General features: G+C 35.9%; 22 protein-coding genes and 1 pseudogene. 17 read left to right on the top strand and 6 right to left on the bottom strand.

Annotated features, from left to right (window positions below):
• The first annotated feature begins 142 nt into the window (after nucleotides 1-142).
• Both QSH13_RS11620 and QSH13_RS11615 read left to right on the top strand, forming a co-directional pair.
• On the top strand, nucleotides 143-892 hold the full coding sequence (locus tag QSH13_RS11620; RefSeq protein ID WP_109396355.1) for a polymorphic toxin type 24 domain-containing protein: 750 nt from the start codon (nucleotides 143-145) through the stop codon (nucleotides 890-892).
• Nucleotides 889-1,368 (top strand): hypothetical protein, encoded by a 480-nt coding sequence (locus tag QSH13_RS11615; protein WP_042844886.1) that lies wholly within the window; start codon nucleotides 889-891, stop codon nucleotides 1,366-1,368. The genes QSH13_RS11620 and QSH13_RS11615 overlap by 4 nt, the downstream gene beginning before the upstream one ends.
• A 387-nt stretch (nucleotides 1,369-1,755) precedes the next feature.
• Here QSH13_RS11615 and QSH13_RS18560 read toward each other — a convergent pair.
• Nucleotides 1,756-1,839 (bottom strand): annotated as a pseudogene (locus QSH13_RS18560) (helix-turn-helix domain-containing protein); the annotation flags it as partial.
• Between the two features lie 440 nt (nucleotides 1,840-2,279).
• Here QSH13_RS18560 and QSH13_RS11610 point away from each other — a divergent pair.
• The 8 genes from QSH13_RS11610 to QSH13_RS11575 all read left to right on the top strand — a co-directional run bounded on the left by QSH13_RS11610 (nucleotide 2,280) and on the right by QSH13_RS11575 (nucleotide 9,381).
• Nucleotides 2,280-2,504: a hypothetical protein gene (locus tag QSH13_RS11610; RefSeq protein ID WP_162556481.1), complete on the top strand. Its 225-nt coding sequence runs from the start codon at nucleotides 2,280-2,282 to the stop codon at nucleotides 2,502-2,504.
• Nucleotides 2,505-2,740: 236 nt separating this feature from the next.
• The gene (locus QSH13_RS11605) at nucleotides 2,741-3,235 is read left to right on the top strand and encodes a hypothetical protein (protein ID WP_109396353.1); all 495 of its coding nucleotides are present in this window, start codon (nucleotides 2,741-2,743) and stop codon (nucleotides 3,233-3,235) included.
• Nucleotides 3,236-3,282: 47 nt separating this feature from the next.
• Nucleotides 3,283-3,504, top strand: coding sequence for a hypothetical protein (locus QSH13_RS11600; protein ID WP_286039167.1), 222 nt, complete (start codon nucleotides 3,283-3,285; stop codon nucleotides 3,502-3,504).
• A 326-nt stretch (nucleotides 3,505-3,830) separates the two neighbouring features.
• Nucleotides 3,831-4,709 (top strand): ParA family protein, encoded by an 879-nt coding sequence (locus QSH13_RS11595; protein WP_286039168.1) that lies wholly within the window; start codon nucleotides 3,831-3,833, stop codon nucleotides 4,707-4,709.
• A 96-nt stretch (nucleotides 4,710-4,805) separates the two neighbouring features.
• Entirely contained in the window at nucleotides 4,806-6,158 is a 1,353-nt protein-coding gene (gene dnaB-PI / locus QSH13_RS11590) for an SPI-7-type island replicative DNA helicase (RefSeq protein ID WP_286039169.1), read from the top strand.
• The gene (locus QSH13_RS11585) at nucleotides 6,148-7,560 is read left to right on the top strand and encodes a ParB family protein (RefSeq protein WP_286039216.1); all 1,413 of its coding nucleotides are present in this window, start codon (nucleotides 6,148-6,150) and stop codon (nucleotides 7,558-7,560) included. The genes dnaB-PI and QSH13_RS11585 overlap by 11 nt, the downstream gene beginning before the upstream one ends.
• Before the next feature lie 88 nt (nucleotides 7,561-7,648).
• Entirely contained in the window at nucleotides 7,649-8,173 is a 525-nt protein-coding gene (locus tag QSH13_RS11580) for a DUF2857 domain-containing protein (protein WP_286039170.1), read from the top strand.
• A complete protein-coding gene (locus tag QSH13_RS11575) occupies nucleotides 8,173-9,381 on the top strand; it encodes an STY4528 family pathogenicity island replication protein (RefSeq protein ID WP_286039171.1) in 1,209 nt (402 codons plus the stop codon). Before QSH13_RS11580 ends, QSH13_RS11575 begins: the two co-directional genes overlap by 1 nt.
• Before the next feature lie 592 nt (nucleotides 9,382-9,973).
• Here the strand turns inward: QSH13_RS11575 and QSH13_RS11570 are convergent.
• Nucleotides 9,974-10,273: a helix-turn-helix domain-containing protein gene (locus QSH13_RS11570; RefSeq protein ID WP_286039172.1), complete on the bottom strand. Its 300-nt coding sequence runs from the start codon at nucleotides 10,271-10,273 to the stop codon at nucleotides 9,974-9,976.
• A gap of 1 nt (nucleotide 10,274) precedes the next feature.
• Nucleotides 10,275-10,625 carry a type II toxin-antitoxin system RelE/ParE family toxin gene (locus tag QSH13_RS11565; protein WP_286039173.1) on the bottom strand — a complete coding sequence of 117 codons (351 nt, stop codon included), beginning with the start codon at nucleotides 10,623-10,625 and terminating at the stop codon, nucleotides 10,275-10,277.
• A gap of 194 nt (nucleotides 10,626-10,819) precedes the next feature.
• Here QSH13_RS11565 and QSH13_RS11560 point away from each other — a divergent pair, with 194 nt between their 5' ends.
• On the top strand, nucleotides 10,820-11,377 hold the full coding sequence (locus tag QSH13_RS11560) for a recombinase family protein (protein ID WP_286039174.1): 558 nt from the start codon (nucleotides 10,820-10,822) through the stop codon (nucleotides 11,375-11,377).
• Nucleotides 11,378-11,518: 141 nt separating this feature from the next.
• Here QSH13_RS11560 and QSH13_RS11555 read toward each other — a convergent pair whose 3' ends face one another.
• The 3 genes from QSH13_RS11555 to QSH13_RS11545 form a co-directional block, all read right to left on the bottom strand.
• Nucleotides 11,519-12,829, bottom strand: coding sequence for a hypothetical protein (locus tag QSH13_RS11555; RefSeq protein WP_286039176.1), 1,311 nt, complete (start codon nucleotides 12,827-12,829; stop codon nucleotides 11,519-11,521).
• Between the two features lie 904 nt (nucleotides 12,830-13,733).
• Nucleotides 13,734-15,494, bottom strand: coding sequence for an ATP-dependent nuclease (locus tag QSH13_RS11550; protein WP_286039177.1), 1,761 nt, complete (start codon nucleotides 15,492-15,494; stop codon nucleotides 13,734-13,736).
• Between the two features lie 264 nt (nucleotides 15,495-15,758).
• Nucleotides 15,759-16,784, bottom strand: a complete 1,026-nt coding sequence (locus tag QSH13_RS11545) for a restriction endonuclease (RefSeq protein WP_286039178.1) — start codon at nucleotides 16,782-16,784, stop codon at nucleotides 15,759-15,761.
• Between the two features lie 437 nt (nucleotides 16,785-17,221).
• Between QSH13_RS11545 and pilL2 the strand changes: the two genes are divergently transcribed.
• The 6 genes from pilL2 to QSH13_RS11515 are packed head-to-tail and all read left to right on the top strand — an operon-like array spanning nucleotide 17,222 to nucleotide 22,070.
• Nucleotides 17,222-17,776, top strand: a complete 555-nt coding sequence (gene pilL2 / locus QSH13_RS11540; RefSeq protein ID WP_286039179.1) for a PFGI-1 class ICE element type IV pilus protein PilL2 — start codon at nucleotides 17,222-17,224, stop codon at nucleotides 17,774-17,776.
• Nucleotides 17,773-18,477, top strand: a complete 705-nt coding sequence (locus tag QSH13_RS11535) for a TIGR03759 family integrating conjugative element protein (RefSeq protein WP_286039180.1) — start codon at nucleotides 17,773-17,775, stop codon at nucleotides 18,475-18,477. The genes pilL2 and QSH13_RS11535 overlap by 4 nt, the downstream gene beginning before the upstream one ends.
• Nucleotides 18,459-19,004, top strand: coding sequence for an integrating conjugative element protein (locus tag QSH13_RS11530; RefSeq protein WP_286039181.1), 546 nt, complete (start codon nucleotides 18,459-18,461; stop codon nucleotides 19,002-19,004). The genes QSH13_RS11535 and QSH13_RS11530 overlap by 19 nt, the downstream gene beginning before the upstream one ends.
• Nucleotides 19,001-21,067 (top strand): type IV conjugative transfer system coupling protein TraD, encoded by a 2,067-nt coding sequence (gene traD, locus QSH13_RS11525; RefSeq protein ID WP_286039182.1) that lies wholly within the window; start codon nucleotides 19,001-19,003, stop codon nucleotides 21,065-21,067. The genes QSH13_RS11530 and traD overlap by 4 nt, the downstream gene beginning before the upstream one ends.
• 14 nt (nucleotides 21,068-21,081) lie before the next feature.
• Nucleotides 21,082-21,822: a TIGR03747 family integrating conjugative element membrane protein gene (locus QSH13_RS11520; protein ID WP_286039183.1), complete on the top strand. Its 741-nt coding sequence runs from the start codon at nucleotides 21,082-21,084 to the stop codon at nucleotides 21,820-21,822.
• Between the two features lie 47 nt (nucleotides 21,823-21,869).
• Nucleotides 21,870-22,070 (top strand): methyl-CpG-binding domain-containing protein, encoded by a 201-nt coding sequence (locus QSH13_RS11515; protein WP_286039184.1) that lies wholly within the window; start codon nucleotides 21,870-21,872, stop codon nucleotides 22,068-22,070.
• The last annotated feature ends 203 nt before the right edge of the window (nucleotides 22,071-22,273 follow it).

Genomic DNA, 22,273 nt, shown 5'->3' with positions numbered 1-22,273 from the left:
TCGCTAAGTATGAAAGGAAATCTCAGCAATTTATTGTTGAGAATAACTCACTGAGTGATGTTATCAATGAACACCTCAACAGGTTGCTGAAGAGCGTGTTAATGCAGAGATTGAGCGCTATAAAAAGGAAAACTGTGCAAGAATGAGCGCAGGTGCCTGCTCAGCTAAAATGGCAGAAGATCGCGATAAATTCTTCAGAGAAGTCGCTTCTTTAGGTATTGATTTTGTGCCAGTGGTCGGTGATTTTAAAAGTTTTGCTGAAGCAGATGACTGGATTGATTACACATTAGCTGCTGCGGGCACATTGCCTTTTGCCAAGGTATTCACGAAGCCACTGAAAGAAGCTAAATTACTGTTAAAAGCCGGCGATCTTGAGGGGGCGAATAAGCTCATAAAAGATGCGAGTGATGCCATACCAACAAAATTGCCTTCAAGTCCTACATCGCAATCATCAAGTGGAGCATGGAAACCAGATCATGGTGTAGAGGTAAATACTGGGGCAGGTAAACAAAAAGACTTAGAAAGTAGTTCTCAGCCACCACAAAATACAGGTAGTAATCATCAACGACCACCTCGAAATGCGGCTAACCTTGCAGGTGGTCCATTAGAGAGAGCTCAACAAGTAAGTGGAAGATTCCAAATTGAGAATGGACCTAAAAACGGTATAGTCTATCGAGCGGATAACCAAGGGAATATTACAAGTTATGCGACCTATGATTCTAATGGTATGATTTTAAAGAGAGTTGATGTTACTGGAGCTGCTCACGGAGGCATAGCAACTCCCCATGTTATAGAATATGGGCGTAATGTATTACCTAATGGGCAAGTAAGAGTTCAATCTCCATCGACTAAAGCGTTGCCCAGACCAGTGCGTGAGGATGAAATACCATGAAAAAAATCACGTTAATTCCAGAACCACATGATTTAACTCGTTATGAATTATGGAAAAGTAATTGGAGTTCTCCGAGTGATATGACAGTCAATGACTATATTAGTGATTGCTGCCATCCAGAAGATATACTTTGTAGTGTAAAATTATTGATACCTGAGTTTATTGATATTGATGGTTGTATATTATTAAGTGATAGGTATGAAGAAAATAATTTTAATGAGTGGAAAGAACAATTTGGCACGGATAGAGATGCAATAGAAAAAATACTAAATCATGTGCACTTATATGACCTGTTCACTGGTAATTTAGACGGTACATCGGATTCGGTTTTTTTGCAGTTATGCAAAGTAATGCAGTGTTCTTGGGAAATGTCGCTCAAAAAAGCATTTCCAACAAAAGAATTTGTAGTTGAGCTTCATAGCTCAGAATCTGATTACGGACCATCTTTGACGTTCTATCAAAAAAATAGATTTTAGGTTCTATTTGTCTCTAAAACCTATAATAGCTAATGCATATCCACTGCTTCAGGCAACCGGATAATCAATAATCCGGTAAAAGCCTCATCACCAAAGGGCGCAAGACATAATGCTGATTGTGCGTGGTTGGGGAGTATCAACTGCGCATAATCCCCCTGCATTATGTTGAATTGCTGGAGGCTATTTAACCGTAGTGATAGCGTGATGACTTGTTGAATTAGATTATTACATAATAGTTGTAGTTACATGATAGTACTGTGTTTTATTTCTAAAATAAAATACTACTAACCCTGTGTTAATCACACAGGGTTATTTTTTAGCTGTCTGGTGTTACAGTATTTTTAACTGTCAGACACTTTAACCGAGTATTTTACGGGTCTGATGTTTTTAAGTCAGGGCATCCAGTATGGATGTGACAGATTTAAGTTCTTCTTCATCCATCTGTTTAATTGCTTCAAATCTTAGCTTCAGTTACTGAAGTGCGTATAGAGCGGGTTATTCACGGCGCCAGAGATATCTCTGGGTTGTTTGCGGAGCCGGATAGTCTGTAGTTATCTTCGGTCGTGACAGGTCTCTTCAGTGATAGAGAGTCATCCTTCCAGCATTTTTATTCCCATCCTGCCAAAGATATCTCTCTGAATCCCTTCTCTTCATCTGCCTTATCCGGTTGTGATGGAGCTCAGGCTCTGCACAGCGGTCTGTTGGTACAGTTGAGCGTGGTTGATACAATAAAATAATGAAAAATGGATATACCGTCTGATTAACCTATTGCTGTGTCTGGTGATCTTCACCGAGCGGTAGCGTGCACGACGGAAAAAGGTACGTCGGGGCAAAAAGTTGACAGCATCAGGAAACACCAGTCAAAACCACTTATAAGTGCAGGAAAGCACAGGGAAAAACCGGATACAACAATGGACGTTGTGTCGGAAAGTGTTGTTGTTGAGAATAATCTTATGTCTGCCAAGCCAATCATTAAAGGTTTGGAAAAAGGCTATGAATCATGCATGAAAAATGCAACCTGCCGAAATGGGCTTATGCAATTAGGCGTAAACTTTGGTTTAACGGCAGCACAGATTCAGGAAGCCATGGATGCAGGGATTGCCACCAGAAATGGTGATACAGAAGCGATGAGGTAGCTGACGCCAGAGCAGGTAGCGGATTATCAAGGAGCGGGGACCAGCCCGGCTGATGTTTGGGACACAAACATGTAGGGATCGAACTTGAAAGTGTATTTAAAAATTTAACCCCAAAAAGAAGGGAAGCCTGAAAAATGGTCAGAAGCTTCTCAAAGTGGTGTAAAAGTAGAAGGTTACTATGGAAAACTAGATGGAACAGGAGCAACTGCTTGGCCGGTATATCAAGGTTCTAAAAAATGATTAATAAAAAAATATATTATTGTTGGTCTCCTGATGATAGTCGTTATTACCCTTCAGGCCGTGAGCCAAGTGAAAATATGAGATTTAAACCAAAGCAAGGATATGGCATTTGCGAGATAGCTTCATGGTTATCAGCAGACTTGCCTACCGGTTTGAAATCTGTAGATATTTGGATCAACAACCTAACTAACTTACCTTCTAGTAGGGCACCCGATGGTTTTTTTGGTATGGGTAATGCCCATTGGGTGATGGTGACAAAAAATATGGTATTCATCGCCTGTGAGTATGTGCAAGAACAGCGAGTTTTGTTAACCATTGATCAGTTACTTTATATTCTGGAGCAATATAAAACCTTTTTGGACGGTAATTATACTGATCCTGATTTTCCGCCTGAGCCAATTGATGTGGAGTACATCGCTGAAGGAGAAGAGGCTATGATAATCTATGCGGAGCTGGAAGGTTCTCATGGTTTGTTTTATTTAGAAGAATGAGTTGTGTTGAGAATAACTTCTTCAAGCCTCAAGATCTGCCAACATGTATGGCTGATTATGGGCAAGTTTCATCACTAGCGATCTCAAATACTCAAAATGATGGCAGTATACAAGAAATCAATGCAGTCCTAACGAAAGCAGTAAAAGGAACACACTCAGAGGTGCAAGATCCAGCACTTGGAATATTGATAGCATGGGAGAATTTGACAGGTATTCCGCTTGATATATTTTTAACAGAGCAGGAAATGACACTTGAAAAAAACTGCTGAAATATTAGGTAGTACAGTTACAACAACGGAAGCGAAAGCTCTTCAATTTGTGGTTGCAAAGACGTAGTTACAAATAAAAAAAACAGCCTTGGTATGAACAAGACTGTTTATTCAAAGCTTTTAATAAATTTTAACAACAGATAACTTACGTTAAATTTGTGTCTTATCTTAGCTTTTTTGCCCTCTCAGTGATTTAACTCACTGACGAACAAATGAAAGATGGTGCCCGAACTCGGAATCGAACCAAGGACACGGGGATTTTCAAGCAGTTATGAGAAAAATATATTTGGTATCTGTCACTGATAATATTTTATCAGGTGACTTATATGCGTGTAATTTCAGTTATTTCTACAAAAGGTGGGGAAGGTAAATCCACTCATTCTGCAAATCTTGCAGGAATATGTGCTGATGCAGGGTTAAAAACACTGCTTATTGATGCGGATTACGCACAGCCAACTACTTCTAGTTATTACTCATTACTTTATGAAGCGCCTTGTGGTCTCTATGAACTACTGATGCAAACAGTCGATCTTAATCATCCAGAACGATTAATTTCTCATACTTGTATTCGTAATCTCGATCTTATTATCTCTAATGATCCTCACGAACAATTAAAAACGGCCATGATGCATGCCCCTGATGGTCGAATTCGTCTGCGTAATCTATTACAACACCCACTTTTTACTGCTTATGATGTGGTTATCATCGATTCACAAGGTGCTCGTTCTATTATGTTGGAATTGGTGCTACTCGCAACTAACCATATTGCTGTTGCGATGGTTAAGCCTGTGCTACCCGATGTTCGAGAGTTTTTGCGGGGGACGGTAACACTAATGGAAGAACTGTTACCGTATCAAGGTTTTGGTATTGAATTGCCACCGATGAAAATTCTGATTAATTGTATGGATTATACAGTCTTGGCAAGAAAAGCCCTTAAGGCACTAACTGCGATTATTCATAACAACTCATACAGTAAAGAAAAAATCCCACCGATCTCACTATTGCAAACCCGAGTTTATGATCTTGATATTTACAAATTAGGTCATAGCAAAGGGCAACCAGCACATCGTCTAGAGTATCAAACAGATCGCAAAAGTTTACCTGCTGCACAAACAATGCATAACTTAGCTTGTGAATTATTCCCTCAATGGAAAGCGCATTTCGATTTGGTTTTGAAACACCAACCAAAGGGGAATGCATTGTGAAATTTTATTGCGTAATACTGAAGATGCCGAACTCCCTGTGTCGAGGTAATGATTTATTTAATGCATCACATATATTCAATGTAATGGGAGATAATAATGAGTAATCAAAAACAGACATTACCTCCCCATTCTATAAATGCTGAGCAAGCTATATTAGGTGGACTCATTCTTGATAATGAACGTTGGGATGATATTTCATCGATTATTTCTGCGGACTATTTTTACTCTCGTCCTCATAAAATTATTTTCTCTGCAATACAGTCATTATTTCAACAAAATCAACCTGTTGATTTGATTACATTAACTGAATCAATGGAACAACAATCTATTTTAAACCAGTGTGGCGGTTTTGGTTATCTTGCGGAGCTTTCTAAAAATACACCCAGCTCAGCCAATATTTTGGCATATGCAGAACATGTCGCGAATTACAGCCAAAAGCGTCAATTGCTGGCATTAGGACATGAGCTTGTCACTCAAGCGAGTGATGTGAGTAGTGATTTATCTGGACTATTAGAACAAGCAGAACAACGAATTTTTAATATTACTGAACAGCAATGTTTAGATGGCAATGTAGACCTCCCTTCATCAATTGAAACCTTTCTCAATGAACTAGAGCAACGTTGTAGTCATGAAAACCTGATCACTGGAACACCTACGGGATTTGAGGAATTAAATGACATGACCTGTGGTTTCCAACCAGGCGACTTAATTTTATTGGCAGGTCGTCCATCAATGGGAAAAACCGCATTAGGGCTCACTTTCTGTGAGAGTGCATTGAATGAATGTGCTGAGAAAACTGTACAAGTTTATAGTTTAGAAATGCCAACCACGCAGTTATTAATGCGCTTTACATCAATGCTAGGACGAATACCTTTACAACATTTGCGTAATGGCAATATGCAAGATGAAGATTGGGCAAGAACCAGTAACGCAATGAATGTATTACTCGAACAATGGAAAGGGCGATTAATTATTGATGATTCAAGCTATATGACACCAACAATATTGCGCTCTAGAGTCAGAAAAAACATTCGTAAATATGGTTATCCCTCACTTATTTTAATCGATTATTTACAGCTTATGCGGTGCCCAAATCAAGAAAATCGTACTCAAGAAATCGCCGAAATTTCTCGTTCTTTGAAAGCATTAGCCAAAGAAATGGGATGCCCTGTTGTTGCCCTTTCTCAACTGAATCGCTCATTAGAAAGTCGGGTAGATAAACGCCCTAACAATGGTGATTTACGGGATTCAGGCGCATTAGAACAAGATGCTGATTTGATCATGTTTATTTATCGAGATGAAATTTATCACCCTGATAGCACAGAAAAAGGGATCGCTGAAATTATTTTAGGGAAACAACGTAATGGCCCTATCGGTACGGTAAAAGTGCAATATCAGGCAAACATCACACGTTTTGAAGATAGATTGAGTGGGCATGATGCAAGCTGAAAAAGTAATTTCTTTAGATGAAAAAATGCTTCAACGGGGTAGAGCACCGAAACAGTTGGCATCAAAAAGTGTATTAACGGTAAGTGAAATACCGATGATGTTGACCTTAGAGCAACTTCGTCCTAACCCAGATAATCCACGCACTTCACGTAATCCTAAATATGATGATATTAAAGCCTCAATTCGTGCTCGTGGTTTAGATTCTGTTCCTAAAGTCACCAAAAATCCTGATTGTACCGACGATATTTATATTTTTAGTGATGGGGGCAATACACGTTATGCCATTTTAACAGAACTCTATGCTGAAACTGGGGATGAACGTTTTCATTCACTTCAATGTATTGTGAAACCGTGGCCAGGTCGATTGCAATGCATGATTGGGCACCTTGCTGAAAATGATATTCGTGGAGAGTTATCATTTATTGATAAAGCATTTGGCATAAAGAAAACACATACAATTTATGAGGAGCAGTTAGGTCGTGAAGTGAGTCAGCGGGAGCTATCAGAACTTCTCAAAAATACGGGATATCCGGTTCATCACTCCAATATCAGTCGAATGTTTGCAACAATTGAGTATCTTTATCCTTGGATCCCCAATTTACTGAATTCAGGAATGGGAAGGCCACAAATTACGCAGTTAATAGCTTTACGCAACTTAGCTGAAAAAGCATGGAACACCTTTATTCAAAAGACAAAAATATCACCAGAACAAAGCTTTAATGATGTTTTTGGGCAAGTTTGTCACTCTTTTGATAATGCTGAATATTACTCAATAGAACTCCTAAAAGATGATTTGATTACCTCATTATTGGAGACTATTCCTGATCCTTCGATTACTTATGATAATTGGTTGATTGAGCTATCGCATAAAACTCAGAACTCCTCTTCGGAGATTATAACCTCGTCAATTAAGGATGATGATCGCCAAGAAAACTCGCCTATTAAGCAACCTGAAAAATCGAAAGCTAAAAAACGAAAGATAAAACAAGAGTCTCAATCTCAAGTTATGTCAGTTGTAAACGAATTAGAGTCTGTCACAGATGTTTGGCATATCTCTGCATTACACGATGATATTGAACATCTTCAAGATATTGCTTTTCGTTTAGCGTTTGAACTTGCTGAAGTGATGGGTGTTGAATCTACCATTCAAGAAAATAAGTCAGCCTTAAGTGCAGGATTTTCGCTTTCACACAATGCTCAAAATGGACTTTTTACTGCTTTAAGTGGTGATGAATCAAACGCAACTTTAGCGCCATTTATGGACGCATTAATAGGAAATGAGAACTCACTTGGTGAGCCGTTGTTTGATGATGCTTACACGATGAAATTTCTGCGATTAATCAGGATTATTCGACGATTACGCGAATTACAACGACAAAATTATGCTGAGATAAATGAATGAATCAACAAATAGTCTCAAGGCTGGTTGTGTTGTTATGTTTAGTTGTTTGGACTGCCAATATTGCGATGATTTATGGAGGAATAACGCAATGAATGCACTATTAACGGAAATCGTGATGAAACTAAAAGCAGGAAAAATTCGTCACATTGAATCAATGGGATTAACACTGGATGAGATACAAGCGCTCGATAAATTGACGGTAGAAGATCTCTATTATCTGGTGAATACACCGGTGCCATTTTTGACGTTAAATATCAATCATTGCAATCTTAACACAATGTTGAAACAAGCTCGTCAAGAGCAAAAACGGATCAAATATATTAATCGAGCATTAGCATTGCAGGGTTCTATAGAGTTAATGCAGCACTTTTTTGGGCTTACTGCGATTGAGGTGAGTTCTCGACGTCGATTGGTAGGCATTGTCGCTAAACAGGGACGCAATATCAATCCAACTGAAGAGCAGGAATTATTGATATGGCAACAATGGAAAATAGCAGAAATTCATAATATTGATTCATTAGAGGCTTTAGATGTGATGATGGATATTGCTGAGCAACAAAAAATTCCGCTTGCTGTCGTCTGGTCATTAACTAAAGAGTGGAGTGCTATTTAATGGCAACTATGCCGGTCGATAATATTATTCAACAAACACTAGCAAAGATGCAGGCTCGGATTGAGCAAAAGGGGCAATCTGGTGATATGAGTAATGAGCAAAGTGGATTGCTGTTTTTAGGCAATGTGCATGATGCTATTCCTCGTCGGCTATTTTTAGATAGCCGATTATCGCCATTAGATAAAATGGCTTGGGTCATGATCAGACTTTATGCTCAACAACATGAGGGCGCTATTTTCCCAACCTATGATGAGTTACAAAGCCAGCTTGCATTGCCTCATTCTGATAAAGCATCCCGAGAAACAATCAGTAGAGCGTTGTTGATGTTGCGATTAACTGGCTGGCTAAGTTTATGCAAAAGAGTCAGAGATAAATCAGGACGTATTCGAGGTAATATTTATGCTCAGCATGATGAGCCATTGGGTGTGTTTGAGTGTGAATACTTTGATCCAAGTTGGCTTGATACGGTGGCCCAAGCATGTAGCCACAGCAATAAAACAGTACGCTTAACAGCAATTGCTGTTTTACAAAGTATCAAAACCGAGAAACGAATGCGTCACCGACATGCTCGTGTCGTTCTTATTGAAGCGCGTTTATCATCACCACAAACACCACAACAAATGGTGACGGAAAAGCAGAAGAAAACAGCCTCTTCTAAAATCGAACTTAGTTCAAAAACTCCTAGTTCGGAAACCGAGCTGGGTAATAAAAACACCACTCAAATACCGAGTTCGATTTTCGAACTAAGCCGTAAATCAAGGGATTGCGACCCAGTTCGAAAATCGAACCGTTACGTACGTAGTTTTACACAGAGTGTAAAAGATACGTATACAGCAACAAACTCAATACTATCTTGGTCAACTCAAATCACTGAACGACTCAACCCAGAGGATAAAATGATGCTAGAGAGACAACTCAAGGCATTACCTGATGGATTAGGGCAACGGCTCCTTGATGATTTAGCCGATAGAATGAAAAAAACAACAGTCAGAAATCCCACTGCGTACCTGTTAGCTAACCTCAAACGTGTTCGAGAAGGTCGATTTAATTTGAGCAACAGCGCGACCGATAAGCCATTGGAAAAACTACAGCCAAAGTCACCTGAAACCGTGTTAGTGGCAGAAAAAAGAGTGATTAAACGTGCAAGAAGGGAGTATGTATCGGGTGTTATGGCTGAGCTTAGGGAAGCCTATTTTAGGTCGAGATAAGGGAGGAGTGTTGACAGTGTCAACATGTGGGAAAAAGAAGTGGTGATGATAAACAGTATTTTAAAGAAAACGGTTTAATTAATTATTTAAAAATAAATTTATTATTGTTATATATTTTCAATTTTTCTTATTTTTAGGTTTTTTATTATTGTTTTCGATGTGGAATTTATATGTAATGAATGGGTTTGTTGTTGGTATCTTTATGTTTTAATTGGTTTATGTATATTATTTATAATAATTAAAGGTGTGTTATTTATAGACTTATCTTTTGGCAAGATAGAAACCATCATTTTTCTATTTCCCCATTAATTAATAGAAACGCTGAATTAAAAAATTTAAATGTTCATGAGGAGGCTTGTTTTGTTATACAAACAAATATCTAAAAAGAAAAACGAAAATGTTGACTATGGTGCTATCAAAGCTCAAAAGAATGAATTGCTTCAGCGATTCCAGAAAGCTAAGAAGCGAGCCCGCTATCACACCAAGACCATCATGTAGTCTAGAAGTTGAATAACATTTATTTCCCGACTCATCTAGGTGAAAAATATTGTGATATATTCTACGTAGTTCTTTATATCAATTAAATATGTCGTTAAAGATGTAGCCCAATGCGCTTACCGTTCGGTAATGTCACATCAATAGAAAGTTCACCACCTAAAGCTTTAATGTAGCGTTTTAGTGTTGAAAGCTTAGGATCGTTATCAACATTTTCAAGCTTGGCAATAGAGGGTTGTGAAACGCCTAGTGATTGAGCCAGCTCCTTTTGAGAAAGATTCAGTTCCTCACGAATTTTAGCCAACGTTATTTCACGGCGAATTTCTTCTGCTCGGGCTTCAATTTTTGCTAGTGCTTCGGGTGATTGTTTTGCAAGTAGTTTATCTAAAGTGGACATGTTATTTCTCCTGCTCTAATAGATGCGCAGTATATTCAGCGTCGGCTATTTTGATTAATTTTTTATAGAAACGAGCTTCATCTTTCCCTTTTTTATCACCAGCACATAGCACAATACCACGGCGAATGGGATCAAATGCAAAACACGCTCTAATCGGATGACCACCAACCTGAATTCTCAGTTCCTTCATATTCGGATATTTTGAGCCTTTTAGTGTATCAACTTGAGGGCGACCAAGATTAGGGCCATCCTCACGCAAAATCATTAACACCGCCAATACTTCAATTTGTGTCTCTTCATCTTGTTTTTCAAACCAAAAATCAAACAAATCTCTCGTTAGTATTTCCCACATAAGACATTATAACCTCCAAGTTATAATTTATTTTATAACCTATAGGTTATATTGTCAAATGTTAGTAATTCATAGTATGTCTTTTATATTATAATATTTCGGACACTTAAAAATAATATAAAAAGAGTGTCTATTAATTCGATATTTTCAATTAATAGACACTTGTTGTCTGATAATGACTTAGGAGACATATTTTGCGCCTATTTGGTTATGCAAGGGTATCTACTAGCCAACAATCTCTCGATATTCAAAAGAAAGAGTTAATTGATGCTGGGGTGGCAAAGCACCGTTTATTTAGCGATAAAGGATCAGGGAGTCACATTAATCGTGATGGATTGCAGTTACTCAAAATTAAAGTTGAATGCGGTGATATTATTCTTGTGAAAAAACTCGACCGCCTCGGACGAGATACCGCGGATATGATTCAGTTGATAAAAGAATTTGACTCAATGGGTGTAGCTGTTCGATTTTTGGATGATGGTATAAGCACAGAAGGAACAATGGGGAAAATGGTGGTCACCATTTTATCCGCAGTGGCAGAAGCAGAAAGACAAAGAATTTTGGAACGAACAAATGAGGGCAGGCAAGAAGCTTTGCTCAAAGGAGTCAAATTTGGACGTAAGCGTTCAGTGGATCGCGAAAGAATTATTGAGCTAAAACGAAGTGGGTGGGGAGGAACCGCAATAGCAAAAGAAATGAAAGTGGCTCGTTCTACGGTTTATAAGATCTTGAATGAAGAAATACAAATGTAACCCTATACCTACCATAGTTTTTATATACTTAGATACCAGTGTAATTATGAGTGGGAAAATTATTGGAAAGTGGATAGTAGATGAGGGCAATAATTTAGTTTGATACCCTCAATCAAAGTAAGCTAAGAACTAAACTTGACGTTATACATCTAGCCCATCCATTGGACAAGGTATCTCTGATTTAACTTCCTCTAAATCAGAATTTTTTAAAAAGAAGTAAAAAGTGGAATCTACAATCTTTAGTTGTCGAGAATTTGAATCATACGCAATTACAGGAGGAGTTATTCCTTTACTAGCCTGCAACCCAGTAAGCTTCTTCAAAGCAGTAACTAATTGATGTCCTTTTAGTTCATCTTTTCTATGATGTACTTGTTTTAATGCATGAAGGATGTTTTCTTTGCTAATTCCACCATTTACCCCATGATATCCTAGGGAAAGAATGTGCATTACAATATAATAATTTAGGAAATATGGTAAAGGATTGTCTTTAGTTATAGATGCACTATTTGCAACAGCCATAGTTTCTAAGTTTCGTAAATGACGTCCAGAATATTCATTCGTTTTCATCGCTATTGCAGTATTAACTGCATCTATATTAATGAAGTGTTTTGTTGTTTCTTGTTTTGTGAGAATACCATCCGCAATACATGATTCCTTTAATAATTCTTGAAAAACTCCTACACTTCCGAATGAGTTGGAGATACATTTTTCAATAATCACAGGTGTAATGTCTATATTTAAAAGATCCCCACCTTTTTTTGCTATACTCCTAAAATCGGTCTCTAGCCAAGGTTCAACAGGTATTTCACTAATTCTATCTTGTAATTCTCCGTTGAATTGGGTAAGCCGATTAGCTTCTTTCCATACTCCCAATATAATAAATCGTACTTTCAGATCATGAAATGTACGGAGATCAAAAGCAAATGCTCTTTGTATTTCCTCAGGAAGATAGTGAAAATTTTCAAGTATTATGATTTTCTTGCTACCAACATGATTAATCAAATACGCAACATCATCAGGCAGATCTAAATTGAATTCAATTTCATCGTAGTGTTCTATATTGCTTGTGTTTTTTTCATCTTGTATTGTGAAAGATACGTTTGCTTTAGCAATTAGTGCTACAGCTCCTTGAATTGATGCTTTACCAGTTGCTTTATTTTTTTCTCCAGTACCTTCTGTATAAGAAGTTTTGAGTACAACGTTACATTTTCGAAGTATTGATTGATATATATCTTTTAAAGTGTGTGTAGGGGATAAGCTAATCAAAATATGATCGTCATAAGTAATATATTTTTTAACTAAGGCTGTCTTACCTTGTTTAGATGCTCCATAAACTATAATTTGCTTCTCTGTTCTTAATGCATCTATTAGCTTTGCATCAACATGGTCACGCTCAATGTAGCTTCCAACTTGCTTTCCACTAACTCCAAAGATATCTTCTATTTTAAGCATTCTACTTCACCTAATATTTATAATTGCTTATACACTAAAGTGTTTAATTATATACTTAATTGTAATTAAACCATATTACATCATAAATAATATGAAAATTTACTATGGAACATGTAAAAATACAAATTATTAAAGCTTAAAAATAAATGGTTTTATTTTTTATCAATGTGACTTGACTAATTAAAATAGAGTAAATAGTATTTCTCTCATGATTTGTATTCATTGATTAATATACTTGCTCATTCTTCAAGAAAAGTAAGCTGTTTAGCTTAGTCGTGTTCTATCTCTAGATATAATAAATTTAGCCTGATTAGAAACTTGGTATTCTGGCATGATTTTCATTCATATCATTATTTAGATGGCGAAAGCTGAAAAAATAGATATTTTAACTTTCAAAGCATACAGTGAAGAGTTTAGAATAGCTTATGCTTGATTAATTAATCAGTGCGCGGAATCAAAAAATTAAAATATTTATATTAAGGATGTTTGTTTTGTTATATAAATAAATTTCTAAAAAGAAAAAGAAAAAGAAAAAGAAAAAGAAAAAGAAAAAGAAAAAGAAAAAGAAAAAGAAAAAGAAAAAGAAAAATATTGACTATGATTCCATTAAAATTTAATGAAATTAACTTGTTCAGTGTGTTAGAAAGACTAAGGGAAAGCAGAGCAAGACTGTCAGTTTGTAGAGAAATAGCTATAATTTATTTCAGTGAAAATAATTTTTTGTTGGAGAGTTTTTATCTGAATCTAAATTATTTTATCATGATGATTAGTGTTTTAGTTATATAGTATTAATCTTATCTTTATCTAACAATCTTTCATATGATAGATTAAAGTGATAAGCAGACATTATGCCTGCTCTTGATTGGTAAATATTTTTTATTGAGTTTGTTTTTATAAAAAATAATTAGCTAAAAATAGTTTGAATTTTATTTTTTATTTCGTCTGTCATTAAAAAATCATCTGAATTGATATGATTTAATGCAACATATGGTTTACTGCTTCCACCTTTTGGTAACCCTAATTCTTCTTCAATATCATTTATTAGCATAATAGATGAGCCAATTTTAGCATTAATTGCTTCTTCAATTTTTTTTGTGGAGGTGTTAGCTGAGGTTATAGCATCTGCTTTTTTCCAAGCTTGATGGTCTTTGTCATAAATGGCTATATAGGGGATTTTAAATTTATTTAATAGTCTAATATATAAAGGAATATTATCCTTAGAACCACAATCTATTAGTGTATAATCGTATCGGAATAAATTAAGTTTTTTAGCAAGTAATGGAAAAATAATTTTTTCAGTTGCACCTTCAAGGAGGATAACTTTTTTAGCGAAAAAAAGCTCTCCTCTATCTGGATTTATCCAATATGACAAATTAAAATCTCTTTTTGCATCACCTTCAAAAAGTTCATCAATACATTGTTTTATTGTGGTTTCGTCTGAATCATTTTCCTTAGTTGCAATATAAATAGATTTGTAACGTTCAACATCAATAAGGCCACTTGAATGAGTACAGAGTATTACTTGGTTCCCAGATTCTGATAAATTTATAAATGAGTCAAATAATGCACGTTGTGCTTGAGGATGAAGATATAATTCAGGCTCTTCAAAAATGAAATATCTAGAGTTTGAAACGCTTCTAACACTTTCATTTACTTGATTTTCAACTGATATAGCTGTTTTTTTTGCAATTAATTGTATTAGTGCAATTATTAAAGCTCTTTGTAACCCATGCCCTTTGCGTTTTATATCTGTTTTTACACCATCATTTACCCACACTTGAGTATTAGTTTTAAAAACACTTTCAATATCTGGTGGACTAATTTCAATATCAATTCTTGTTCCCCACGAAACTAATTCTAGTGCTAATTCATTTTCAAAATCAGAAAGTTGTTTAGGTCTATTAAGATTTTCATTCCCATTTTTATCTCTTTTATTCAACGTTGAAAATAAATTTCCAAGGTTTTCTTTTATGACTTTCCATTCTCTATTATTTTCAGACATTGAATTAACAATATCAGAGTAAATTTTTCCAAAGGTACTAGACTCTTTTGAAGTAAAATCATCAGATGCTTCTTTTATTGCAGGAATAAAGTAAATTTCGCCGAATATTCCAGTTGCAACCGATTTGAGACCTAAAAAATTTGTCGACTCTAGTTCAAATCTAAAATCTATGGAATTTTTATTTTGTTTAATATATTCAATTTGTGCATCTATTATAATTTGCTTAGTAATTCTACCATTTTGTGGAACAAAGGAATAAAGCGGAAGGCTACTTGCCAGTTCTCTGCTTGTATACGCGCTAGCATTTGTCTCTTGTAACCATTCTTGTTCTGGATTTTCAATATAACCTCGATATTCAAAGCTACCACCTAGATAAGCTGTTTTTCTTACGATAATTTTTTCTTCAGAGGTTAAATATTTTTTAAATGTACCCTTATCTACATCATTGAGATCACTAAATTGTAATTCAACAAATAATACTGTTTCCTCTTTATGGAAATCTAAATCTTGATGTTTTACTTCTCCAAAGAAAAATAATATTGAAGATAAAACATTTGATTTTCCATGATTGTTTTGGCCAATTATAACCATTAAATCTTGAGCATGGATTTCTTGATCTTTGATGGAACGCCAGTTTCTAATATTGATTTTTTCTATTTTCATTTTTGATTCCTTTAATTTAATGATCTTATTATGTCTATTTTTTAATATGTAGAAGTTGGTTTTTATAAAATTAGAATGTTGAAGATTATCATCTTTTTCAAACTTAAAATTATTAATAAGATTTGAATTTATCTTGTATATTTTATTTTCCCATTACTTTTATAATTTTATTAAATTTGAGTGTGATTAAATGGACTTTCTTATTTTATAAATTCATATTTATTAGTATATTAAATAATATATTGATGTTTGATTTTTTATAAATTATCTAGGAAGTGATAATAAAAAATTATCTACAATTTCAAAAAGATAGTCTGTTGGATCCTCCCCTCTTTCTTTCATATGAAGCATTTTGCATATTTTTTCGTCATTTATGATAATTATTAATTTGCCATGCTCTCTCATAGCACCCTGCGTCATAGCTATTGAGTTTTTTTCTGCACCAGTTCTTGTCATAATAATTGCCATACGTCTGAGACCTTTTTCCAAAAGATATTTTTCAGTTGTGAGTATCTGCCCTTGCTTAATTTTCCCTAGATAATTTTTAAACTCGAAAAGTACATAACGGCTGTTAAGATGATCAATGACAAACTTCCAAAACTCAGTTGTTGGTCTTATGCGACATATGTAATCATAACGATTTAAACCATCATCAGTTCTTTTTTGTGAGTGCCAGCCTTGAAGATCGTTAGGGAATAAATACTTGAGAATTTCTTCACATACTTTTTCATATTGTCTCCATGATATTTTTCCTTTTTTGATGTTCTGTAGCTTATCACATAGTTCTGTACCTTTGCTGTCAGGGAGTGAAACACGAATAAGAGTATTATCTCTAATAGGATTGTTTGTTTTATAGGAATAGTACGCAGGAAGAGTGTCATTTAAGTTAGTTTCTAATAGTATATCCAGCTCTTCAGCTAGTTCTGGACATAAATTACACCAGATTCTTAAGTCAGTTTGATCAACAAAAGTGATACTAAATTTATTTTCGAGAGCTTCTCGTAATTCGGGGGAGAGAATGCAAGAAACGATTAACATTCCTTTGGAAATTCCAACTTCTATGCCATTGTTTACTACTCTAGTGGCAGCTGCATCTATAAGAGAGGCTTGAGCTCGTGCTGTGCGGTAATACTTGACTTCAATAGCCCAGTTTTCATCATTTAAATTTGCTAATAGGTCAAACCCTTTGTCCCCTCTAAGGTCATTTTTTTCGATTTTAAAGTTATTAGCTTTTAGAATACGGCACACAAGATCTTCGAATAACTGCCATGTTGGTTTTAATTCATTCATATAACTAGCCTTTATTTTCAATATCAAGAAATTAATTATGAAATTTTAGATTATATTTATAATAATATTTTTATATTATAAGGTCTTTTATTAATTAATAATCGATTGAAACTAAATAGTAACCTATAAAAATATATATAATGTTATGGCTATATTTATACATAAAATAATTTAAAAATACTAATTTTATTTTTAATGTAAATTTAATTATTTTTTTAAATAGGATATTATGGTTTTAAATTTCAATTTAACTGTTTAATTTTTCATTTTAAGATTTTTGTATTATTTTTTTATTAAAAATATTATTATTTAAAAGTAGTAACTCATCGTAATTTCCTTCTTTTTATGAATTTAATTATCTCTCCCCAAAAATACTTCCTCATTGCCCCTTAACCAACAATCCATCAAAGTCGGGCTCTTTCTAACAGAGAGTCCTTATGAACAAACCCATATCCTTTATAATCTGTTTCACTGCGTTATTTATAACGGCTTGTACTCCCAAAGAAAAACTTCAACAACCTGAAGCTGAACCTAGCCCCATTATTCTCAATAAAAACACTCAAATAGTACAGCCCGATCTCTATGCAACGATACCAAAAGTTGTGCGTTATGATCGCTATTTATTAATAAATACATCTCCAACGTTGGCTCAACGCGAACCACTAGAGCAAGTGATTGATATTCATATCCCAGCTTCTCAACGTTCCACAGTGAGTGATGCGATGCGTTATGTTTTACAACCTTCTGGATATTCTTTATGTAAGACAACGCCTTCTAATCAGGTGCTCTATAACCAAAAACTCCCCGTTGTGCATCATCAATTAGGGCCTATGCGTTTAAAGCAGGCACTGCAAGTATTGGCTGGTGCTGCATGGCAACTTGAGATTGATGTAGTACAACGAATTGTTTGTCATTCATTGCGCGTAGGTTATCAATTACCACTAGAAATACTCACGAATTCAACATCATCAGCTAATAGGATGTTGAAATGAAAATGCAGTCTATATTGAATTCTCAATTTCTAATTTTATTGGGTATTAGCGTGTTGACAGTGTCAACAGAAGGAATGGCAGATCAAAGTCAGCATCAAGTTTTAAAAACAGAACAACAAGCATTAGAACAATCACTAATCGCTGAAAATGCTCAAGAATGGAAGTTAACAGATAAAGAATGGCAACGTTATGAAATGCTAAAAAAGGGGAAAAGAGGGCTGTTTTCACCGAATTTAGATCCTTTAACTTTATTAGGCATTGAAGCGCGTACTTATGAAGAGCGACGTTATTTTGCTGAATTAGTGGTGAAGCAAGAATTTCAGCGTGTAGAAGCGGAATTGGCTTTTCAGCGAGAGATTAATCAAGCGTGGCTTCGTCTTTATCCTGAAATTTTACCGATTCAAAATGAAATAAGAGAAAGTCGTCAGGCTTTATTTTTGAAAGAAAATTGCCCTGTTTGTGAGGCCAAGCTCGCCCAACTTATTAAGCAAAATCAACCTATTGATATCTATTTAGTGGGAAGCACGGGGAAAGATGATGTGATACGAAATTGGGCTAAAAAACATCATATTCCTATCGAAAAGGTAAAAAATCGCCATATCACGTTAAACCATGATAATGGGATATGGCTAAAGCATGGCAATGGAATGATGCCAATCGTTTTACAACAAGGAGCGCAAGGATGGCAAAGAGTCGATTAGTTTTTTTATTTATTTCCGTTGGAATATCTCCCTGTTTTGCGGAAGTAATACCGCCACTTAATACGAAACAAACCGAATTAATTGTTGTCGCTGATTTGGGTGGGCAATTAACCGAGAACTATTTTCAAGCTATATCACCACCTGATAACGAAGATAAAGTTTCATCACCTTCCGATGTGTTGACACTGTCAACACCTAGCCTAGTTAGCTTATTGCCGGTAAGAACACCAGAATTAACATCGGGTTACCAAGCAAATCAAACACTGAATTTAAATGGAATGTCACCGCTATTTTTACTTGGTGATGATGATTTTTCTCGACGTTGGTTAACAGAGAAAAAGGAACAACTGATTGAGCTTAATGCAGTGGGCTATGTGGTCAATATTGATACTGAAACGGCGTGGGATGAGCTAAATGAATTAGCGCAAGGACTGACGTTATTGCCAGTATCAGGAAGTGATTTAGCGCTAAGATTAGGGCTTACACATTATCCTGTGTTAATCAGTGATAAGGGATTAGAACAATGAGCGATCGCTATGTCATTGAAGCCTTATTACGTCCTGCGGTCGAGTTTAATACCGCTATCGTGACAGCGTGTGCAAGTTATCTTTGTATTACTGCACCTTGGGCTGTGGCTTTAGCACCATCTGTTAGTTATGTCACGGCATCAGGATTTGCTATTTTATCAATAATGCGAGTTATTCAAGGGAGTCGCGTTTTACGTTATCGCCGTAACATTCGTCGTTTAAAACGTTATGCGATGTCGAGTAACAATATTCCTGTAAGCCATCATCAACTCTTCTTAGGAAAAGGGTTTTTATGGGAACAAAAGCACACACAACGATTACTTGATACGTTACGCCCTGAGGTTGCTAAATATATTTGCCCACCTAAGCTGTATCGTGTGGCACGTCAATTTGAACAACGCTATGAATATCATTTCCCTTCACTATGTTCATTATTAGCATCTGATTCGATATTTAATCCCGTTCGCCCATTACCACCCGTTGGCGGAAACCCTGCAATACATGGGATTGAGTTAAAAGAGGTAAATGTCTCTATAAACTTAAGTGAGCGAGTGGGGCATATGTTGGTGCTAGGCACAACTCGAGTGGGTAAAACACGTTTTGCTGAATTGTTAATCACTCAAGATATTCAGCGAGGTAATACCACCATTGTTTTTGATCCTAAAGGTGATGCCGATTTACTCAAACGAATGTATGCCGAAGCGCATCGAGCTGAGCGAGATAATGAGTTTTACGTTTTTCACCTTGGATGGCCAGATATCAGTGCTCGTTATAATGCCGTTGGGCGTTTTAGTCGGATTTCAGAAGTTGCCTCACGTATCGCTGGTCAATTAAGCCATGAAGGAAGCAGTACTGCATTTAAAGAATTTGCATGGCGTTTTGTGAATATTATTGCCAGAGCATTAGTTGCGTTAGGACAACGACCTAGTTTTAGTATCATTCAGCGCTATGTGAATAATATCGAATCATTATTTGAAATCTATGCTGAGTATTGGCTAACAAAGCATAAGCCTGAGTTATGGCAACACATCGAAAATTTCACCCAAATATTAGATGAACGTGATATTCCACGATATATGGAAGGACGTTCCTTGCGTGTTGTTGCGATTGAACAAGTGCTAAATGGTAATGAAGGAAAAGCGATATTCGATCCGATATTAGAGAGCTTACGCTCTTCTGTTCGTTATGACAGAAAGTATTACGACAAGATTGTGGCAAGTTTATTGCCGTTATTAGAAAAGCTGACCTCAGGAAAAATTGCTGAATTAATTTCTCCTGATTACGCAGATATTTCTGATCCTCGCCCTATTTTTGATTGGTTACAGGTGATACGTAAAAAAGGCATTGTGTATGTGGGATTAGATGCATTGTCTGATCCAGAAATCGCTACAGCGGTAGGGAACGCCATGTTTGCCGATTTAGTGAGTGTTACCGGACATATTTATAAGTTTGGCATTAATGATGGTTTGCCGAATGCGGATGAAAAAAAGGTATCAATTAGTCTACATTGTGATGAATTCAATGAATTGATGGGAGACGAGTTTATTCCGTTGATCAACAAAGGTGGTGGTGCTGGAATTGAAGTAACAGCCTATACGCAGACTTTACCTGATATTGAGGCACGAGTTGGGAGTGTGGCAAAGGCGGCGCAGGTTGTGGGTAATTTTAATAGTGTGGTGATGTTGCGAGTGCGACATACTGAAACCGCAGAGCTATTGACGAAACAATTACCTGAAGTTGAGGTGTATACCAAAATGTTGATTTCAGGAGTAACCGATATTTCTAATGCTGATATGAGCGGTGATTTTACCTCGAACACACAAGATAGAGTAAGCACCGTTAGAACGCCTTTAATCACGCCTGCAAATATTATCAATCTACCTAAAGGGCAGGCTTTTGCATTATTAAATGGAGGGCAACTTTGGAAATTAAGAATGCCGTTACCTTCAGATAAAGCGGATCTGTTAATGCCTGAGAGTATGAACCAAATTGTGGATTACATGCGACAACATTATAGAACGAGTGATACCTGGTGGTCTGATAGTATTCTCGCCAATCAGTGAATTTAAAAAATGATATGTCGCAGATAAATACATCATCAACTCCATTGCCAGTATCACCGAAAAAACGTGGTTTTTTCACTACATTATTGTGGGAGTTGCCTTGGCAGATTATTGGCGTTTTGTTGGCTTCACTTTTGTTTAGTTTGATAGTGGAATATATCGGTATTTTCTTCTTTTGGGCGGAAGAGGGAGCACAACATAGTTACCAAATCATGCTGATTGAAAGAACTTATTTTGCTGAGGGGTTTACACAAAGCATATTTTTATCTTCACCAGTAATAACAGTAATTTATTGGATCACGGCGTTTTCGCAATGGATGCAGGATAGTTTGCTGAAAATACCATTATCCGCCATAAGAACGGGTAATGGTGTTACTGATGGGATTAATGTAGGAGTAATACAATCGATTCAAATAGGGGAACAATATCTACTCGCGACATTCTTTGTTTTACAAATAGTGATGATGCGAGCCATGATCCTCGTGCTATCAATTCCATTGTTTATTCTAGTGATAATGGTAGGCATTGTTGATGGTTTGGTCAGACGTGATTTACGTCGATATGGTGCAGCTTATGAATCGAGTTTTCTTTATCATCATGCCAAGCGAATAATCAAGCCTGCAATTTATATCCCCTGTGTATTGTACTTGTCACTGCCATTTGCAGTTTATCCGAATATCTTGCTGTTACCTTCTATCTTGTTGATAGGAATGGCTATTTCTGTGACGGTGGGGAGCTTTAAGAAGTATTTGTAGAGATTATTCCTTTTTATTAATTGAGATGCGATGGAATGAGCACGGTAATGAAAAGAAAAATATCAGTGATACCAGAACCTTCTTTTTTCCAAACACCGCAAATTATTCAGACTCGAAAAGATGGAAGTACCGTTAGTACTGCTTGTAGTCGTGGTGGAAAAGAAGTGACTTTTATTACTCCAAAAGGAAAAAAGATCAGAGCATCGCAGAATGAAGTTTTTAATACTTTATTGAAATCTATAAAATAAATATTTATTGGATGCAGAAAGAGAGTTTAGGCTCTCTTTTTGTATATCTATGGTGTAACAAGTGTGTTTTTATTACAAAATTAGTTTCTGATTATTCAACATTTTTAATAGGGATGACTATTTTTGTAATAGCAGAGAGTTTTAAGAAGTATGTATAAAGGACGAGATAAATAGTAGTAACGAAATTTGAAAGGAAGAATACT

Origin of the sequence: Proteus faecis, assembly GCF_030286765.1 — a bacterium.
Taxonomy (GTDB): domain Bacteria; phylum Pseudomonadota; class Gammaproteobacteria; order Enterobacterales; family Enterobacteriaceae; genus Proteus; species Proteus faecis.
Note: the sequence above shows the minus strand (reverse complement) of the source record. Positions and strands in the feature narration are given on the sequence as shown.

Bases quoted from the DNA above. Each gene is read 5' to 3' on its own strand.
- QSH13_RS11620 (WP_109396355.1), top strand. From the start codon at position 143: ATGAGCGCAGGTGCCTGCTCAGCTAAAATGGCAGAAGATCGCGATAAA.
- QSH13_RS11615 (WP_042844886.1), top strand. From the start codon at position 889: ATGAAAAAAATCACGTTAATTCCAGAACCACATGATTTAACTCGTTAT.
- QSH13_RS11610 (WP_162556481.1), top strand. From the start codon at position 2,280: ATGGACGTTGTGTCGGAAAGTGTTGTTGTTGAGAATAATCTTATGTCT.
- QSH13_RS11605 (WP_109396353.1), top strand. From the start codon at position 2,741: ATGATTAATAAAAAAATATATTATTGTTGGTCTCCTGATGATAGTCGT.
- QSH13_RS11600 (WP_286039167.1), top strand. From the start codon at position 3,283: ATGGCTGATTATGGGCAAGTTTCATCACTAGCGATCTCAAATACTCAA.
- QSH13_RS11595 (WP_286039168.1), top strand. From the start codon at position 3,831: ATGCGTGTAATTTCAGTTATTTCTACAAAAGGTGGGGAAGGTAAATCC.
- dnaB-PI (WP_286039169.1), top strand. From the start codon at position 4,806: ATGAGTAATCAAAAACAGACATTACCTCCCCATTCTATAAATGCTGAG.
- QSH13_RS11585 (WP_286039216.1), top strand. From the start codon at position 6,148: ATGCAAGCTGAAAAAGTAATTTCTTTAGATGAAAAAATGCTTCAACGG.
- QSH13_RS11580 (WP_286039170.1), top strand. From the start codon at position 7,649: ATGAATGCACTATTAACGGAAATCGTGATGAAACTAAAAGCAGGAAAA.
- QSH13_RS11575 (WP_286039171.1), top strand. From the start codon at position 8,173: ATGGCAACTATGCCGGTCGATAATATTATTCAACAAACACTAGCAAAG.
- QSH13_RS11570 (WP_286039172.1), bottom strand. From the start codon at position 10,273: ATGTCCACTTTAGATAAACTACTTGCAAAACAATCACCCGAAGCACTA.
- QSH13_RS11565 (WP_286039173.1), bottom strand. From the start codon at position 10,625: ATGTGGGAAATACTAACGAGAGATTTGTTTGATTTTTGGTTTGAAAAA.
- QSH13_RS11555 (WP_286039176.1), bottom strand. From the start codon at position 12,829: ATGCTTAAAATAGAAGATATCTTTGGAGTTAGTGGAAAGCAAGTTGGA.
- QSH13_RS11550 (WP_286039177.1), bottom strand. From the start codon at position 15,494: ATGAAAATAGAAAAAATCAATATTAGAAACTGGCGTTCCATCAAAGAT.
- QSH13_RS11545 (WP_286039178.1), bottom strand. From the start codon at position 16,784: ATGAATGAATTAAAACCAACATGGCAGTTATTCGAAGATCTTGTGTGC.
- pilL2 (WP_286039179.1), top strand. From the start codon at position 17,222: ATGAACAAACCCATATCCTTTATAATCTGTTTCACTGCGTTATTTATA.
- QSH13_RS11535 (WP_286039180.1), top strand. From the start codon at position 17,773: ATGAAAATGCAGTCTATATTGAATTCTCAATTTCTAATTTTATTGGGT.
- QSH13_RS11530 (WP_286039181.1), top strand. From the start codon at position 18,459: ATGGCAAAGAGTCGATTAGTTTTTTTATTTATTTCCGTTGGAATATCT.
- traD (WP_286039182.1), top strand. From the start codon at position 19,001: ATGAGCGATCGCTATGTCATTGAAGCCTTATTACGTCCTGCGGTCGAG.
- QSH13_RS11520 (WP_286039183.1), top strand. From the start codon at position 21,082: ATGTCGCAGATAAATACATCATCAACTCCATTGCCAGTATCACCGAAA.
- QSH13_RS11515 (WP_286039184.1), top strand. From the start codon at position 21,870: ATGAAAAGAAAAATATCAGTGATACCAGAACCTTCTTTTTTCCAAACA.